We start from the raw sequence: 16,136 nt of genomic DNA on the forward strand, positions 1-16,136 counted from the left end.
CCTTATACCGTTCAGCCAGTAGCTGGTTGCAGCTATCTGACCTGCTTTCTCTGTTTCAACTGCTGAACCAGACGAGGTAAAAATTCGCCGGATTTCTCCCGAATCTGAAAATCGGCCAGAAAGCTGATCGGCGTTTCTTCTGTATTCACCTCAACAAGGGTGGCGCCGTCTCGTTTCGCCGTCGGAGGCAGCGATGCCGCCGGATGTACGATGGCGGATGTTCCGACCGAGAAAAATATATCAGCCTCCTGTGAAACCCTGAACGCCCGGTCGATAATCTGTGGATTCAAAAGCTCGCCAAACCAGACTACATCCGGACGTATCCTCCCCCCGCACAGTTTGCATTTCGGAATTTTATCCGGGTTGATTTCCACGACCGGGTCGAATGGCTCGTTACAGTCAACACACTTGTTTCGCTGGATATTGCCGTGCAGTTCCAGAATATCCTGAGTCCCGGCGGTGCGGTGCAGATTATCGACATTCTGCGTCACCAGCGTAAAACTTTCGCACCATGACTCCATTTCGGTAATGGCCAGGTGACCCGCGTTCGGCGTTACTTTGGCCATCAATTGACGGCGCCAGTTGTACCACTCCCAGACAATCTTGGGATTAGCAATGAAAGCATCCATGGTCGCCAATTCTTCAGGCCGAAACTTCTTCCACAAACCCTCCTGGCCCCGAAAGGTAGGTACGCCCGACTCGGCCGAAATTCCCGCTCCGGTGAGCACCACACAACTGCGGCAGTTAACCATTACGTCGACAATTTCTTCTACCACAGGCGCAAGATATGAATCGTGGCGGCAAAAGCCAAAATAAATGTTTGGGGACGGAAAAACGGTCAGCCACACGGGCTTATAAGAAGGAAAAATCGGCGGCAACCAAGAGTGCCGTTATTTGTGGTGAATGGCCGACGTACTCAGATTTTCGGTCACCTGACCGACCGTGCCCGCCACGAGGCCGAAATGAAGCACGGTAGGCTCATCGGTCAGCCTGAGGAAAAAGTGATTCAACAGAGTCGTTCCCTGATACACTTTCTCAAAGCCGCCCTCGGATAGCGATACCGTGAAAATCGGCATTCGCCAGAGGTCACCCGATGGCCGGCATTCCAGGCCGATAGCGATATCGCGGGCCGAATCGACCATGGCAAAAGACGATATCCCCTTGTGCTCGGCGGAGGTATCAAGAAATGAATCGTGCGGACGTTCTCCATCGATCAGAACAAACCGCTGATCATCATGGCCGGCCTGAAGATTGAAATTGTTCTCCAATCCGAAACTGACATCCTGACCGGCATGACCCGGACACGACATCTCGTAAGTAACATCGATTCTGCCACGATCCTGATTGAAGGCGAACGTCTTGACCAGCCTGACCGGAATCACACCCTCGGGTTTCCACAGGTGACCATCGCGCATCAGCGTGATACTGCCGGACTTCTTGTCAATCCTGCTGTCATACGGCTCCAGCACGAAATCGCCATCCTCACGAAACACTCCCGAATGAAAGGCTTCATAGTTGACACCGCCGTTAAAGAAATGATCGATAAAGCAGCGCTTCAAATACCAGTCCTCGGTCAACAACTCCTTGAGACCTTCTTCCTTGGCGAGGACCAAATCGTGAATCGAGGCTGTTTTGCTTTCGCTTCCCGGTGTGACCGCCTGGTCGAGCTTGAGATGATAACCCTCTCTGCGCCGCGTTAGCGTATCGGTGATAGAAAAACTGCGCTCATTGATCGACAACTCGAGTAGAGTTCCTCCCCGCCCCGGCTTAAATACCGCCGAGAGCTTTTCCCCACCGACAATTATCTCATCGCTGCCGTCGGCATCGTAGTCCGAACTTGAGATTCTGCTGCCCTTGGAAGACTCCATCTTATCGAGGATGCTGTCGGCCGAGACAAGATTACTGAAGATAGCCTGTCTGATATGAGGTAGATATAGACCGCCAAAAACCCCGTGCCAGTAGGGACAATTGCACTGCCCGGCGTACAGGTGATCGCGGGCCGTTTCGAGTTGCTTCTTTTCCGCTTCGGTTTTCGCTTTGAAACTCGCCAACCGCTCCGATACAGCCATCATTTTCTTGTGCATCAGATTGGCTTCATCATACTTGGCCAGAAATCCACGCCAGTGCCCCCCGCGGACGAACCGTCCATAAAGTTTCTGCAGGCTGTGGTCTTTGAGATACATCTCAAAATTTTCATACTGGACGAAAGCCGTCGGTGGCAGTGACCAGTGAAGCATCTCGGCATATGACGCCGATGGCAGATAGGCCCGCCCAACCGCTTTGGCGTCGGCAGCCGTCTTCAACGGCACCACCTCAAGCCAGTCCGAATTCCTGGCGAGCGCTTCAAAGAAATTCGAAAGCCATCCATCGACATAACAATGCTGATGCGTCTGCGGCCAACTGCCGAACTTCTCGCCATCGTCGGCGTAGATGATCATCCCCGAGGGATCCCCCTCGGCGTGCGATTTGAGCTCGTCGATGACTTCGTCCACCGTACCGAACGGCACCAGATAACGCATCCGCTTGGATATCGGAAGCAACTTCACGCGGTAGTTTTCGTGCTCGGTCACAAACGGACCGGTTAACTGGCTGTGCTCGAAACCGGCATAGATGAAGTGAGTATCATCAACGGGGAGAAATTTGACACCGGCCTGCTGGAGTTGTCTGGGAAGGTGCGGTTCCCAGATTCGCTCGGTCAGCCACAATCCCTCCGGGGTAAAATCGAAATGCTTTTTGAGATAGTCATTCAGCTGCTTTATCTGCCCCTGAACATCACGTTCCGGTATCGATATCAGAATCGGTTCATAGAATCCGCCGGTCATAAGCTCCAGGCGACCCTGCGTAACCATCGCCTTAACCGTCTGAAGATATTCCGGATGGTGCTTCTCCTGCCAGTCCCAGAGAATACCGGACTGGTGAAGCGAGATGGACAATCCCGAGCGACTGAGCGCCTCAAGAAACGGCGCGTAGGCGTTGCGATGGGCAAATTCAAACACATGGTCGAAATTACCGACCGGTTGGTGATTGTGAATCCCAAAGGCCAGCCTAAATTTGCTCATCGATCAGAAGATCTCCAGCTTTAGATTGATATATTTGCCGGGATTGGCGCGAATATCCAAAATCAAATCATCGATATTATCAGCGGTGCGGCGAAGGTCATCGTAAAGGCGACGGTCCTCGACCAAAAGCTGCAGGGTTCCATCGGGATTATTCAGGTTGTCCGCAAACTCCTTGAACGACATCGACAGACTGTCAAGCCGCCCCACGAAATCTTCGAGTCTCATTGTCATACGATCCATGCGCTGGGCCGCCGAGTCAACCTTGCCCGAATTATCCGAAAGCATCCGGCTCAACTCCTTCGACGCCTTGTGGAAATTGGTGGCGGTTTGGTCGAGACGGTCGCTGTTTCGGTCCATGTACGACGCCATCGAGGCCGTTACCGACTCCAGATTCGAAATCGTGTTATTGAATTTTTGCAGCGACGAGTCGGATCCGATCGACCTCTTGAATGAACCCACCAGAGAACGCAACTCCACTATCATCTCGCCCATCAAACCCATTACTTCCGGCAATCCCGTATCATAGCTGCCGTTAATCGTCTCATCAGTCACCAGAAGAACGGAATCTTTGCCCGGATCGATAGCGATAAACCTGTCACCCATTAGACCCAAATTCTTGATCGTGAAGGCGGCATCCCTTTTCAAAACAACATCGGTCTGGAGTAAAATCTCCACACGAACACCGTCTTCGGTGAGTTTTAAGCCGTTCACTTTCCCCTTGCGCACTCCTGAGACCGTAACTTTGTCGCCAACTTCAAGAGTACCAACATCATCAAACCGGACCATCACTACCTGGGCGGTCTGCTCCAGGCGATAATCTTGAAGCCAAAACAGTGACCCGCCAAGGATGATTATACCGACAAGGATGATAACACCGACTTTAAACTCTATATCTCTTGAGGCCATATCTCTATTTATATCGGTAACTTATTACCATTTTTTAAGTTAACCCGCACAGAATAATAGCTAAATGGAGTCCGCGATAGCAACATAGTTTTCCCATCTGAATTCATGTATTTCCCCGCGTTTTACCGCCGCCTTTACGGCGCAGTCCGGCTCATGGGTATGGCTACATGGCTTAAAACGACACTCGGCCATAAATGGTTCAAAATCAGGGTAATAATGCGGCAAATCCTCCTTCCGAACATCCCACAACCCCATAACCTTTAGACCCGGAGAATCAGCGATATACCCGCCATTGGGCAATTCAAACAGCTCTATGGAGGTAGTGGCATGCTTGCCTCGATTGCTGTAAGACGATACCTCTTTTGTCTTTAGGTTCAATCCGGGGATAAGCGCGTTCAAAATCGAGGATTTCCCCACCCCGGAATGACCGACGAATAATGTTCTGTGGTCTATCAGATTCGTCTTCAACTCGTCCATCCCATCGCCGCGTTTGGCTGACACGGTGAATACTTCGAATTCGAGGGATCGGTAAGCCGCCACGATCTCATCGAAATCGTCCGGATGTTTCAAGTCAGTCTTATTGATGATTATAAAGGGGGTCATGTGCCCGATGTAAGCGGCGATTATGACCCTGTCGATCATACCGGTTTTCAGGGAAGGTGAGCGCACCGACGTCACAACCGCCAGACGGTCAAGATTGGCGGCGATAATTTGAAGTTTCCCTTCGATTCCCTTCGCGGGCCGACCGAACGAAGACCTGCGCTCGAGCACTTTCTCAATAGCGCCGCCCTTTTTGTGGCTGCGGCTGACCAGAACATCGTCACCCACCGCCACCGGCGTGGTAGCATCGGCATCAGCCTTCACTCCCCCGCGCACTTCGCACTTGAGATGCGTGCCATCCTCTACACGAACATCAAACAACCTTCCTCTGGTGGCGACCACGACCGCCTTCTCGTGCTTGCTCATACGCTTATGAATCTAACCGCATAAATACAGCTTATCAAGACAAATGTAAGGTGCGGCAAATGCCCGACAACTCAAAGTAGACGCTTGACTTACAGTTCGATTGAGTTTATATATTGTCGTACAGCCTGACGATTCGGGGAAACGGGAACCAAATTCTGCTGTCATATCCTGATTGGGAAGCAATGTCGACTACGAAATACCGCATGTACGTTGATGAGACCGGTACGCACGACCTCAGACGGTTCACCAGCGATAACGAGAGATACCTGAGTTTGACCGGCGTTATCATAGACTTAGAGCACGTTAGGACAGTCATTCATCCCCAATTGGAGCGCTTAAAGTGTCATGCGTTTGGGCAGCATCCCGATGAACCCATCATACTGCATCGTACTGAAATCAGTAGGGCTAAACCGCCGTTTCAGTCTCTGAAAGACAAGAACGTGAGGGACGGCTTTGATTCGCGGCTGCTGAGATTGCTTTCAGACTGGCAGTACCGGGTAATAACAATTTGCCTCGACAAAATGAATCATGTTTCAACGTACGCCACCTGGCGCTATCACCCGTACCACTACTGCCTGGCAATATTGTTGGAAAGGTATGTTTTCTTTCTTCAGGAAATGAGATCGACCGGAGACGTGCTCGCGGAATCAAGGGGCGGTAAAGAGGACAAAAAACTGAAGGAATCATTCTCTCGACTGTGGCGACAGGGGACTGATTATGTCGATCGAGAACGGATCCAGAACGTGCTGACGAGCAAACAATTGAAGGTTAAGCCAAAATCGAATAACATCGCTGGACTCCAGCTCGCTGATATTTTGGCTCAGCCAAGCCGCAACGAAATCCTGCGCGAACAGGGATTACTGAGCAATCCCCCTACGCCGTTCGCACTGTCGATAACCGGCATACTTCAGACAAAATACTATCAAAAAGAGGGCAAGATTACGGGTTGCGGCAAAAAATTCATATAAAAAAAGCCCCGACTCAAGGCCGGGGCCGATAGCTTTTGCCATCCACCTCCAGTTAACTGGATTAATTATATATACGCAAAAACATAAATTTGTGTCAAGGAGAATTATCTTACGTTTTTCCCGCTGTTGCCTTCTGTATCAAAATTTTGTATCCTCAGATAACTCGTAATGTATAAGATTCCGGAAAAGATATGATTGGCAATATAATAACGAAAATATTCGGCACCAAACACGAGCGGGATGTCAAACAAATGCTCCCCCTCGTTGACGAAATAAACGACTTCTACGAAAAACTCCACCCGCTCTCCGATGACGACCTGAAAGCCAAAACCGACGAATTCAAGCAACGCCTGGCCGATGGCGCCACACTCGAGGATATCATGACCGAGGCTTTCGCGGTGGTCAAAGAAACCTGCAGCCGGCTGATGGGACAGACATGGGATGTTGTCGGGCAAAAGACCGAGTGGAATATGATTCCGTTCGATGTTCAGTTAATCGGCGGCGTCGCCCTGCACCAGGGCAAAATCGCCGAAATGGCGACCGGTGAGGGTAAAACGCTGGTGGCGACTATGCCCACCTATCTCAACGCCCTCTCCGGCAAAGGCGTCCACATCGTCACCGTCAACGACTACCTCGCCCGCCGCGACCGCGAATGGATGGGAAAAATCTACGAGTTCCTCGGGCTGACCACCGGCGTCATTCAAAACCAGATGACCAACGCCGAGCGACGTGTCCAGTACCGGTGTGATATCACCTTCGGAACAGCCAACGAGTTCGGCTTTGACTACCTGCGCGACAATATGGCCCAGACCGCCGATGACCGCGTCCACCGCAATTACAACTACGCCATCATCGATGAGGTCGACTCGATCCTTATCGATGAAGCCCGTACTCCGCTGATTATCTCCGGCACGGTCGATTCCAAAGTGCACGATCGCTACCGCGAAATGAAACCGACTGTCGAAAAGCTCGTGCGCAAACAGACGATGCTCATTAACGACATGCTCCACAATGCGGAGCGGATGATGAATCGCGGCGCCGGCGAAGACGAGTTCGAACTGGGAACGCTGCTTCTGGCGGCCAACCGCGGCGCTCCCAAAAACAAAAAGCTGCTCAAGATACTCAAAGAGCCGGGCATGAAAAAGCTGATGACCGATGTCGAGTCGTCATTCATGCGCGACAAAAAACTCCACCAGATAGACGACAAGCTCTATTTCTATATCGACGAACGCGAACATTCCATCGCCCTGACCGACCTCGGCACCGCCCAGCTCGATAAAGGCGAACAGCAACTGTTCGAGATACCGGATATCTCAACCATGCTTTCCGAGGTCGAAGGCGACGAGTCTCTATCGGCGGAAGAACGCCAGAAGAAGGCTGACGAAATCTACCGGGTGCACGCCGAGCGTTCGGAAAAAGTCCACGCCATCAACCAGCTGCTGCGCGCCTATTCGCTCTATGAAAAAGATGTCGAATATGTTATCGAGGAAGGCAAGGTGATGATTGTCGATGAGTTCACCGGACGTATCCTTCCGGGAAGACGCTACTCCGACGGACTTCACCAGTCGATTGAAGCCAAGGAAGGCGTCACTATCGAGGCCGAATCGCAAACCCTGGCCACCATCACCCTGCAGAACTATTTCCGCATGTACGATAAACTGGCCGGCATGACCGGCACGGCGGAAACAGAAGCCCAGGAGTTTTTTGACATATACAAGCTCGATGTCATGGTTATCCCGACCAACAAACCGGTCGTACGCGATGATCAGGATGACCGCATCTACCGGACCCGCCGCGAAAAATACAACGCCATCATCGAAGAAATTGTCCAAAGGCACAACGCCGGGCAACCGGTACTGGTAGGTACGGTGACGGTTGATGTATCCGAGACGCTCTCGCGCATGCTCAAGCGTATCGGCGTCAGCCACAATGTCCTCAACGCCAAACAGCACCAGCGCGAGGCGGAAATCGTCGCCCGCGCCGGTGAAATGGGGGCCGTCACAATCGCCACCAACATGGCCGGCCGCGGCACCGATATCCGTCTCGGCCAGGGCGTGGTGGAACGCGGCGGCCTGCACATAGTCGGCACCGAACGCCACGAATCAAGACGCATCGACCGCCAGCTTCGCGGACGTTCCGGACGTCAGGGCGACCCGGGGTCGTCGCTGTTTTTCCTCTCTCTCGAAGATGACCTCATGCGCCTGTTCGGCGGCGATAGACTGGGTAGTATCATGGACCGGCTGGGTGTCGAAGAGGGCGAGGTCATCACCCACGGTATGGTCACCAAAGCCATAGAGCGCGCCCAGAAAAAAGTCGAGGCCCAGAATTTCGCCATCCGCAAACACACTCTCGAATATGACGATGTCATGAATGTCCAGCGCAAGTGGATCTACGAACGACGTCTGGCCGCGCTGGAAAGAGAGTCTATCAAAGAAGAAGTGGTCGAGCTGATCGAAGAGATTCTCGAAACGGTAATCGATGCTTACTGCCCCGAAAAAGTCTATCCCGAGGAATGGAACCTGACCGGCTTTACCGAGGAGCTTCGCAAAATATACCTGCTCAACGTCCAGTTCAAAGACTCCGACATCGAGAAACTGACGCGTGAATCCCTGAAAGAAAACATCCTCAAAGCGATCATGCAGATTTACACGCAGAAAGAGACCGCCTACGGCAACGAGATCATGCGTCAGCTCGAACGCTACGCCGTCCTGTCGACTATCGACCGCCACTGGCGCGATCATCTGGCCGAGATGGATGAACTCCGCACCGGTATCGGCCTTCGGGCCTATCACGGCGGCATGGGTAAACCGATCGATATTTACAAGCGCGAAGGCTTCCGCATGTTCCAGGACATGGTCGAAGCAGTCGATAAGGAAATCGTCAACCTGGTCTTCAAGCTTCAAGTAAATATGCCGCAGAAATCGCGCGAGGAACGCCGACGGGAACAGCCGGCGATGGTGGCCCGTCACGCCGATACTACCGGTATGGGGCTCGCCTCCGCCGCGGTACAGGCTCCCGAGGGCGGTCGACCGGAAGCCAGCCCGATGGCCCAGGCGTCTCAGGCCGGCAAACAGGAACGGACCATAAAACGTGAGCAACCCAAAGTCGGCCGCAACGACCCTTGCCCCTGCGGCAGCGGCAAAAAATACAAAAAGTGCCACGGCGCGAACGAATAAAATAAATCTGTAATGCTGATCTTGCCCGGGAGGGTAAGCCATGGCTGACGGAAATTCACTGTCGGACCTTCTCTATCAGCTCGAAACCCGCCTGTTTCAACCGGATGTCCGACATTCCCGCGAGCAACTGACCGAGCTTATTGCCGAAGAGTTCGTGGAATTCGGAAGTTCCGGTTGCATCTACGACCGCGACAGCATTATCGCCAGCCTGGCCGAAGAGTCATCGATGCGAATCTCTATTAGTGATTTCAAGTGTGTCGCTTTGTCCTCTGAAGTGGCGCTGGTGACCTATCGCGCGACGATAACCGAAGGCGACCAACCGACCGGAGATTCGCTGCGAAGCTCCATCTGGAAGATTGTAAACGGCAACTGGCGCATGGTCTTCCACCAGGGTACACCGACTGCGGCAGAGTCATTTATTCCGGATGGCAAAAATATCGACTCTTAGTTTTTTCACTCGCTTTTGCGTTAGCAACCACGTAGGTTTGGATAAGACAACTATTAACCACGGAGGGCATCTTATATGATTAAGAAGTCATTGGTCTTTCTCGTCATTCTCGCGCTCGCGTTCAGCTTTACCAGTTGTTCGAACTGGAAAAAGAAGGACAAGGGTCTGGTGATTGGCGCGGCGGCCGGGGCCGTAATCGGCGGCGTGATCGGCGATAAAGCCGGTAATACCGCTGTCGGCGCTATTATCGGCGCGGCTATCGGTGGCGCGGCAGGCGCCTATATCGGCAACTACATGGACAAGCAGGCCGAGGAAATCGAGCGCGACCTTGAGGGCGCCAAAATCGAGAGAATCGGCGAAGGTATCAAAATCACTTTCGATTCGGGGATTCTTTTCGATATCAACAAGTCGGATTTGCGGCCCGAGGCGAAGGCCAATCTCGAAAAACTGGCGGTGATCTTGAACAAGTACGAAGACACTGAGATTCTCGTCGAGGGTCACACCGACTCGACCGGTCCCGAAGAATACAACATGGGACTATCGGTTCGCCGGGGCGAATCCGTAGCCACCCATCTCGCCATGAACAACGTCATCCCGACGCGGTTCACCGTGCTGGGGTATGGGGAACTTCAGCCTGTCGCCTCCAACGAGACTGTCGATGGTCGTCAGGCCAACCGCCGTGTCGAAATAGCCATCTATGCCAACGACAAGCTCAAGAAAGTCGCCGAGGAGCAAACAGCCGGTTAAGACTTGTTGTGAAAAATGAATTGCGCAAAGCGGGAATCACACCTGATTCCCGCTTATTATTACCGTGAGCGGCAGATATCCTCATCTGCCCTGAACCGAGCCGACCCCCATACTGTGAGCGGCAGATGTCCTCATCTGCCCTGAACTATCGAAAGTAGGTCGGTGTTCCGCCGGGTGTGGCCTCGCACAGCGAGGGACACACGCCAAGAAACCCGACATCTTTCTACTTATTTATGTTGTGAGCGGTAGATGTCCCCATCTGCCCTGACCGAGCCGACCCCCATACTGTGAGCGGCAGATGTCCTCATCTGCCCTGAACTATCAAAAGCAGGTCGAAACCTACTGGGACTGGATTCCGTTTTTCAACGGAATGACGCGATCTTGCCGATCGCATCTAACGCGTTGTGAGCGGCAAATGTCCCCATCTGCTTTGACCGACCACCACTTGTGAGCGGCAGATGTCCTCATCTGCCCTGATGTCCTCATCTGCCCTGGCCGAGCAGCACCCCCCGAAAGACTTAAGTACACCGCATAAAAAAAGCCCGGCCAATCCGTTGGCCGGGCCATAAAGGTGCTACGTCACAGGTGTCTACATCATCTCATATACAACTGAAAGCTGGAAATTCATGTCGGTGTCACCGTTGCCCGAAATGAAGTCAAATCCCTGAAGGAACAACTCCGGATCGGTGTAGGTGTCGACATGCAGCCTGTTCCAGTGGAATCCGAAACCGAGATAAGTATCATTGGCGGCGTATTTCGCCTTGAATTTCTCGTTCGCGCCCTTATCCTCTTCGGTGAAACTGGTCCAGTATGATGTCGCGCCCAGACGGACATCCATCCATTTGAACACGTCGGCATCAAGACCAATCTTGAAATACGGAAGCACCGAATAAGACTCGGTGGTTTCACCCGTAGCCGCAGCCGGAAGAGTAATATCCACTTCGTCTTTCCACTTACCGTACATGAAGCCGAAATCCATCACGGCCAGCACATTGGCGGCCGGGGTGTAGTTGGTACCGATACCCAGATCCCAACCGGTCCAAGTGTACTTGTCGGTCCGATCATCCGTCGTGGCCGGATCACCGTCGTACAGATTGTCTATGATACCGCGCTTGCTGTGGAAGAATCCGGCATGAGGAATGAACGTGTAGTTGGGATTGCGCTGCCAGAAATAGCGGCCCAGAACGCCGATATCCATGAAGCCATCGGCCTCAGTCTCTTTTTGACCCACAGCATTTTTGTCGGTCCAGGATCCGAACCCGACATTCACCGCCAGATCCCAGGCGCCGCCGGACGGCGTGAGCCCGAAATCGAAATCATAGTAGCTGAAACCTTCCTCCGACTGATCGGCCGGATAGTCGAATTCCTGGCTGCTGTTGTAGTAGGAAATGCGGGCGCCTAAAGTGAGATCGCCCACCTGGTTGCCATACAGGAAATCGATACGGCGGTTGTCCAGAAGTGCGAAATCAAAGGGTACCAGATTGCCGCCAAGCAGATCGGTCGGAACCGCCGGCGCCAGCTTGCTGAAATAAGTGCCGAAAACGATCGGATTGTCGTTGCCGAACGCCCAGTGAACACCAAAGTTGGTGAAATCATCGTTCACGCCGAACTCACCAACCGCTATCTTCTGATACTCGAAAATTCTCGACGGGAACAGCCAGATATTGGCGTCATCGAGCAACACAGTATTGTTGTCACCCATGGTCAACACTCTGGTGTCGGTAGCCATGGAGGTCGTGCCCATTAAGAGCAGGACCGCGAACGTAAGAATAAATAACTTTTTCATCATAAAATCCTCTATAGTCAGTTTGAATCCATTCAGTTTGTCGCAAAAAAACTGGATTACTAAAATCCCTCACTGAAGTGCGCGCCGCTGTTACATCATAGGCAAACCTCCCTTCGGATCACTCCCAAAATGACCCGGTCTGCTTATCCCTAATTACCAATTCCCTTTGATCTATGCCAAACCCTTAAAGTATCCCATCAACTGCAAAGGCTGAAAAAAATTATTGATTCAACAAATTCAATTCAACAAAAAAAAGGCCATTGCAATGGCCATACAAGACAAACGCGACCATTTTAGTTTGGTCACCCAATCGATATAATGTATTGAAGATAAATAACTTACTTGATACTCTGCCAGATCGCTTCGAGCTGATCGAGCGAATAATCGCCGAATTTCTTGCCCGAATCATTGACAGCCTGTTCGAGTTTAGCGAATCTTAAGCGAAATTTTACCAGCGCGCGCCTGAGCGACTGCTCAGGATCGATTTCCATCTTCCGCGCCAGCGAGGCCACAGCGAACAGAAGGTCGCCTATCTCCTCATCGAGCCGCCCTTTATCCCCTTTGGTCATTTCGGCTTCGATCTCTTCTATCTCCTCGGATATCTTATCCATCACCTCACGGGGATTATTCCAATCGAACCCCACTCCTCCCGCCTTCTCCCCCATCCTGTAAGCCATAAGCAGAGCCGGCATTGAGACCGGCAATCCTGAGAGAACTGACTTTTTCTCCCCCGATTCCACCTTGATTTTCTCCCACTGGTCGCGAACCTCTTTGGGGCTGAGGTCTTTTTTCTCCGAGAAAATGTGCGGGTGACGGTGAATGAGCTTTTTGTTAATGCTTTCCAAAGCATCATTAATATCGAATGACCCGGCCTCTTTAGCCAGTTGGGCGTGGAAGACCATCTGGCAGGCCAGGTCTCCGAGTTCCTCGCAGAGCATCGATGAATCGCCGAACTCGACCGCCTCGACAACCTCGTAGGATTCCTCTATAAGGTATGGCAACAAGCTCTTATGGGTCTGCTTGCGATCCCAATTGCACCCCTCTTCGGAGCGCAGTACAGCCATAATCGCCACCAGCCGTTCAAATGGCGGCAGATTCTTGTCGAAAACTTTGCTTTTGAAATCAGCCACGGGTGACGATAATTCTACCTAAAGTCGCTAAAAGACGGTATGTTAATGTATGCCTTGACAAAACGTCCGAGGCCGCCTAAATTTGGCGTTTTGCCTTTGAAATCTCACCGCTGAACCCCCTGCGGGGCAGCAACGGTCGAATATAGCGCAAGAAAATATGATGAGCAAGGAAAACCAAAACAACGAAAAGAAGACCAAGGCCTATTCGCCGGCCGAGGTTGAAGATAATATTTACCAGCGATGGCTCGAAGAGGGATATTTTCACGCCGATGTTAACTCGAAGAAACCCCCTTATACCATCGTAATCCCGCCGCCCAACGTAACCAACATCCTGCACCTCGGTCACGCCCTGAATAACACCATTCAGGACATTCTGATTCGCAAACATCGCATGCAGGGATTCGAGGCTGCCTGGATACCGGGAGCCGACCACGCCGGTATAGCAACCCAGGTTATCGTGGAAAAACAACTGGCCAAAGAGGGCCTCACCCGTCGCGATATCGGCCGTGAGAAATTCCTCAAACGCACCAGCGACTGGGCCATTGAGCACAAGGACAAGATTCTCAATCAGCTCAGGAAGATGGGCTGCAGTTGCGACTGGGATCGCACCCGCTTCACGCTCGATGAAGGCCTCTCCCGCGCCGTAGCCGAAGTCTTCACCCATCTGTACAAAAAGGGCTGGATATATAAAGGGCACCGTATCGTAAACTGGTGTCCCTCATGTCAGACATCTCTCTCCGATGATGAGGTCGAACACAAGGATATCGACAGCCATCTGTGGTATATCAAATACAAACTCAAGGGCACGGATGAGTTTTTGACCGTAGCGACTACTCGCCCGGAAACCATGCTCGGCGACACGGCGCTGGCCGTCTCCCCCAAAGACACCCGCTACAAAAAATATGTCGGCAAGACTATCATCCTGCCGATCCTCGAACGCGAAATCCCGATTGTCGCCGATAACTACGTCGATCCGGAGTTCGGCACCGGTGTGGTAAAAGTCACCCCGGCTCACGACCCCAACGACTTTGAAATCGGACGACGTCACGATCTCGAAGAGGTCAACATCCTCAACACCGATGGCACCCTTAACGAGAACGCCGGCAAATTCAAAGGTCTCGACAGATACGAAGGCCGCAAGCAGCTCGTCGAGGAGTTGAAGAAAAAGGGCCACATCGAAAAAATCGAAAAATATGACCTCGCGGCCGGTACCTGCTATCGATGTCACAACGTAATCGAGCCTTATCTCTCCGACCAGTGGTTTGTCAAAATGGATGAACTGGCCAGACCGGCTATCGATGCCGTCAGGAGCGGCAAGGTTCGTTTCCACCCCGATTACTGGTCGAAAACCTATCTGCACTGGATGGAGAACATCCGCGACTGGTGTATTTCCCGTCAGCTCTGGTGGGGACATCGCATCCCCGTCTGGTACGCCGAAGACGGCACCATGTTCGTTTCGGTTGACCGTCCTACCGAACAGGAGTGCGCCGGCCACGACCCGGCGACCCTGACGCAGGATGAAGATGTTCTCGACACCTGGTTCTCTTCGTGGCTCTGGCCCTTCTCCACGATGGGTTGGCCCGAGAAGACACCGGAACTCGGCAGGTTCTATCCCACCAAGGTGCTGTCCACCGACCCGGGAATTATCTTTCTCTGGGTGGCCCGCATGGTTATGGCCGGGTATGAGTTCGTGGGTGATGCTCCCTTTGCCGATGTCTATATCCACGGCACCGTACGCGACGCCAACGGTATCAGGATGTCCAAATCGCTCGGTAACGGCATCGACCCGCTCGAGATTATAGACAAGTACGGCGCCGACGCTCTCCGTATGTCGCTGGTGCTGGCGACTCCCGACGGCCAGGATCCGTGGATCAGCCGCAATACGTTTGAACTGGGCAGAAATTTTGTCAACAAGCTGCATCAGGTTTCCCGGTTCGTGATGATGCGTCTGGAAGATGAGACTATCGATGTCAGTCAAATCGACGATTCCGATCTCGTTATTTTCGATAGATGGATCCTCTCGCGGCTCGAGAGAACAATCGAAGCGGTCGAGAAATCCTTTACGGAATATCGCCTGTCGACGGTGTCCAAGACACTGTACAATTTCGTGTGGAACGATTACTGCTCCTGGTATGTCGAACTGATAAAGCCGGACCAACCGGGCGAGCCGATTCGCCCCGGCTCGCTGAGAGTCGCTGTCTATGTGCTCGACCAGATCCTCAAGCTGCTTCATCCGATGGTGCCGTTTGTCACCGAGAATATCTTCCTCGAACTGCGCGATAAAATCGGCTCGAGCCATCAGACAATCATGTTCGGACCGTGGCCGAAATCCGATGGCCGCCACATCAACACCGAACTCGAGCAGAGCCTCGAGCAGATTCAGGCCGTGGTTATGGCAGTGCGCTCGGTGCGCGCCGAACTCAACGTGCATCCATCGAAAAAATCAGACCTCTACGTGCGGGTTAACGAACAGTCATTCGGTGACCTGCTGCAAAAACATATAGAGTATTTCCGTTCGCTGGCCAAAGTGGAAAACCTCTTCACCGGTGTCGATATCAAAAAACCGCCCATCTCCGCCTCGGCGATCATTTCCGGAGCCGAAATATTCGTCCCGCTGGCCGGACTTATCGATATCGAGGTCGAGAAGAAACGCCTGGAAAAAGAACTGGCCAACCTGAAAAACCTGCTGGAGAAGATCTCCAAAAAGCTGGCCAACCCGGACTTTCTGGCCAACGCCCCCGAGGACGTTATCGGTAAAGAGAGAGCCAAGAAAGACGATTTCCAGGAACGCATCGAAAAGCTCAACAAAAACCTCGAACAGATTCTCGACTGGTAGCGACCTCCGCTTACTCTCCATCCCTGCAGGTCAATCAATCCGCGATGGTGAGGACTGTCTTCGAACCAAATTAGTGCTTGTAAATCGCTCCAGATTATCCAACATTATGGCTAA

General features: G+C 52.5%; 11 protein-coding genes. 5 read left to right on the top strand and 6 right to left on the bottom strand.

Going from position 1 to position 16,136, the window contains the following annotated elements; translation table 11 throughout:
- Nucleotides 1-32: 32 nt before the first annotated feature.
- The 4 genes from AB1483_08580 to rsgA all read right to left on the bottom strand — a co-directional run bounded on the left by AB1483_08580 (nucleotide 33) and on the right by rsgA (nucleotide 4,931).
- Nucleotides 33-776, bottom strand: a complete 744-nt coding sequence (locus AB1483_08580; protein ID MEW6412512.1) for an NAD-dependent deacylase — start codon at nucleotides 774-776, stop codon at nucleotides 33-35.
- Nucleotides 777-890: 114 nt separating this feature from the next.
- Nucleotides 891-3,059, bottom strand: a complete 2,169-nt coding sequence (locus tag AB1483_08585; GenBank protein ID MEW6412513.1) for an alpha-amylase/4-alpha-glucanotransferase domain-containing protein — start codon at nucleotides 3,057-3,059, stop codon at nucleotides 891-893.
- Nucleotides 3,060-3,062: 3 nt separating this feature from the next.
- On the bottom strand, nucleotides 3,063-3,965 hold the full coding sequence (locus AB1483_08590; GenBank protein ID MEW6412514.1) for an MlaD family protein: 903 nt from the start codon (nucleotides 3,963-3,965) through the stop codon (nucleotides 3,063-3,065).
- Nucleotides 3,966-4,025: 60 nt separating this feature from the next.
- Complete coding sequence (rsgA, locus tag AB1483_08595) at nucleotides 4,026-4,931, bottom strand: ribosome small subunit-dependent GTPase A (GenBank protein MEW6412515.1); 906 nt, start codon at nucleotides 4,929-4,931, stop codon at nucleotides 4,026-4,028.
- Between the two features lie 182 nt (nucleotides 4,932-5,113).
- Between rsgA and AB1483_08600 the strand changes: the two genes are divergently transcribed.
- From AB1483_08600 to AB1483_08615, 4 genes are all read left to right on the top strand, one after another.
- Nucleotides 5,114-5,899 (top strand): DUF3800 domain-containing protein, encoded by a 786-nt coding sequence (locus tag AB1483_08600; GenBank protein ID MEW6412516.1) that lies wholly within the window; start codon nucleotides 5,114-5,116, stop codon nucleotides 5,897-5,899.
- Nucleotides 5,900-6,090: 191 nt separating this feature from the next.
- Nucleotides 6,091-9,075, top strand: coding sequence for a preprotein translocase subunit SecA (gene secA / locus AB1483_08605; protein MEW6412517.1), 2,985 nt, complete (start codon nucleotides 6,091-6,093; stop codon nucleotides 9,073-9,075).
- A gap of 40 nt (nucleotides 9,076-9,115) precedes the next feature.
- Nucleotides 9,116-9,523, top strand: a complete 408-nt coding sequence (locus AB1483_08610) for a DUF4440 domain-containing protein (GenBank protein ID MEW6412518.1) — start codon at nucleotides 9,116-9,118, stop codon at nucleotides 9,521-9,523.
- 75 nt (nucleotides 9,524-9,598) lie between these two features.
- Nucleotides 9,599-10,270 (top strand): OmpA family protein, encoded by a 672-nt coding sequence (locus AB1483_08615; GenBank protein MEW6412519.1) that lies wholly within the window; start codon nucleotides 9,599-9,601, stop codon nucleotides 10,268-10,270.
- 589 nt (nucleotides 10,271-10,859) lie between these two features.
- Here AB1483_08615 and AB1483_08620 read toward each other — a convergent pair.
- Together AB1483_08620 and mazG are read right to left on the bottom strand one after the other, a co-directional pair.
- Nucleotides 10,860-12,059 carry a hypothetical protein gene (locus AB1483_08620; protein MEW6412520.1) on the bottom strand — a complete coding sequence of 400 codons (1,200 nt, stop codon included), beginning with the start codon at nucleotides 12,057-12,059 and terminating at the stop codon, nucleotides 10,860-10,862.
- Between the two features lie 335 nt (nucleotides 12,060-12,394).
- Nucleotides 12,395-13,186 carry a nucleoside triphosphate pyrophosphohydrolase gene (gene mazG, locus AB1483_08625; protein ID MEW6412521.1) on the bottom strand — a complete coding sequence of 264 codons (792 nt, stop codon included), beginning with the start codon at nucleotides 13,184-13,186 and terminating at the stop codon, nucleotides 12,395-12,397.
- A 157-nt stretch (nucleotides 13,187-13,343) separates the two neighbouring features.
- On the opposite strand from mazG, the gene AB1483_08630 reads away from it, so the two are divergent.
- The gene (locus AB1483_08630; protein ID MEW6412522.1) at nucleotides 13,344-16,022 is read left to right on the top strand and encodes a valine--tRNA ligase; all 2,679 of its coding nucleotides are present in this window, start codon (nucleotides 13,344-13,346) and stop codon (nucleotides 16,020-16,022) included.
- Nucleotides 16,023-16,136 lie beyond the last annotated feature (114 nt).

It is taken from the genome of Candidatus Zixiibacteriota bacterium, from assembly GCA_040756055.1.
In the GTDB taxonomy this organism is placed as follows: Bacteria; Zixibacteria; MSB-5A5; order GN15; family FEB-12.

Excerpts from the sequence above, each read along its gene's own strand:
- AB1483_08620 (MEW6412520.1), bottom strand. The coding sequence starts at position 12,059 with ATGATGAAAAAGTTATTTATTCTTACGTTCGCGGTCCTGCTCTTAATG.
- AB1483_08590 (MEW6412514.1), bottom strand. The coding sequence starts at position 3,965 with ATGGCCTCAAGAGATATAGAGTTTAAAGTCGGTGTTATCATCCTTGTC.
- AB1483_08615 (MEW6412519.1), top strand. The coding sequence starts at position 9,599 with ATGATTAAGAAGTCATTGGTCTTTCTCGTCATTCTCGCGCTCGCGTTC.
- AB1483_08630 (MEW6412522.1), top strand. The coding sequence starts at position 13,344 with ATGATGAGCAAGGAAAACCAAAACAACGAAAAGAAGACCAAGGCCTAT.
- AB1483_08600 (MEW6412516.1), top strand. The coding sequence starts at position 5,114 with ATGTCGACTACGAAATACCGCATGTACGTTGATGAGACCGGTACGCAC.
- AB1483_08610 (MEW6412518.1), top strand. The coding sequence starts at position 9,116 with ATGGCTGACGGAAATTCACTGTCGGACCTTCTCTATCAGCTCGAAACC.
- secA (MEW6412517.1), top strand. The coding sequence starts at position 6,091 with ATGATTGGCAATATAATAACGAAAATATTCGGCACCAAACACGAGCGG.
- AB1483_08585 (MEW6412513.1), bottom strand. The coding sequence starts at position 3,059 with ATGAGCAAATTTAGGCTGGCCTTTGGGATTCACAATCACCAACCGGTC.
- rsgA (MEW6412515.1), bottom strand. The coding sequence starts at position 4,931 with ATGAGCAAGCACGAGAAGGCGGTCGTGGTCGCCACCAGAGGAAGGTTG.